Source organism: Lysobacter zhanggongensis (assembly GCF_046638635.1).
GTDB lineage: Bacteria > Pseudomonadota > Gammaproteobacteria > Xanthomonadales > Xanthomonadaceae > Novilysobacter > Novilysobacter luteus.
The window spans coordinates 1-1,189 of record NZ_JBJXHK010000169.1 but is presented as its reverse complement, the minus strand read 5'-3'; the positions used below and the strand labels follow the sequence as shown (position 1 = coordinate 1,189).

Below are 1,189 nucleotides of genomic sequence, written 5' to 3'. Positions count from 1 at the left end.
CGCAGCGCGGACACCGGCCGCTTCGACCGCACCGCGCGCGCCCAGTACGCGGACCGCAAGCCAGCCCGCGAGCGGCATCGCCAGCAGCCACAGCGGCAGCCATCCGAGCAGCGCATGGCTGGCGCGAGCCTCCGGGATCAACAGCACGAGCGTTGCGCCGACGGCGAGCGCGTAGCGCAGGACGTGTTCGGCGACGGAGGGGCTGGCGGCGTGGACAAGGCTCATGGCGGCGACCTGCAAGGGTGGGATCGCAGGATTGCGCCCGGCCATCTCACCGGTTGCGACCGTCAGTAGCCGGCCTCGTCCAGCGCCTTGTCGGCCTCGTGGCGGCCGATCGCGATCAGCTCCCGGGCCCGCCAGAACTCGTAGAACTGGCAGGCATCGCGTGGTATGCGGATCACCAGCTCGGGGGGATCGAGCGCAAGCTGCACGCGGGCGATCTGCGCCTGCATGGTGTCGAGCGAGCGCGACATCAGCTCGGTGAAGCCGTAGCGCGCCGTGTCGACCTGGTCGCCGTCCGCCTCGCCGCGGCGCAGCCGCCGCTCGATCCAGTCGAGCAGGCGCGAGTGGGCGGGTGATTCATCGCCGACCCGCGGTTCCGGTGCCTCCGGATGCGCCGGCGTGCCGGGCGGCTGGTTGGGCCAGCTGTTCATGTCGACCGCGACCAGCCGGTGGGCGTCCGACAGCCGGCTCGCGGCGATCGGCAGCGGCGCCAGCAGGCCGCCGTCGACCAGCTCGCGGCCGTTGACCCGGTGCGGAGTGAAGATGCCGGGTATCGCGATCGAGCCACGCACCGCGTCCCACAGGTCGCCTTGCCGCAGCCACACCTCGCGCTGGCGCATCAGGTCGACCGCGACCGCGGTGAAGTCGACCGGCAGGTCCTCGATCCGCACGTCGCCGGTGCGCTCGCGCAGCGCGGCCATCAGCCGCGTGCCCTCGAACAGCGCCGGCCGCCCGAATACCGGGTCGAGCAGCCGCAGCATGTCGGTGCGGCTCATCGACAGCAGCCAGTCGCGGAACACGTGCAGCTGGCCGGCCGCGAACAACCCGCCGACCAGCGCGCCACTGGACGACCCGGCCACCGCGACGATGTCGATCCCGCGCGCGACCAGCGCGTCGATCACGCCGATCTGGGCCAGCCCGCGTGCGCCGCCGGCGCCGAGCACGAGCGCGACCGGCTCGCCGCGCT

The 1,189-nt window shown here is 73.2% G+C and carries 1 protein-coding gene and 1 pseudogene; both read right to left on the bottom strand.

Annotated features, from left to right (window positions below):
• Positions 1-225: pseudogene (locus ACKVMH_RS13505) on the bottom strand (hypothetical protein); the annotation flags it as partial.
• 62 nt (positions 226-287) lie between these two features.
• Positions 288-1,189: patatin-like phospholipase family protein (locus ACKVMH_RS13500; RefSeq protein WP_412700663.1), on the bottom strand; the 902-nt coding region annotated here is incomplete at its 5' end.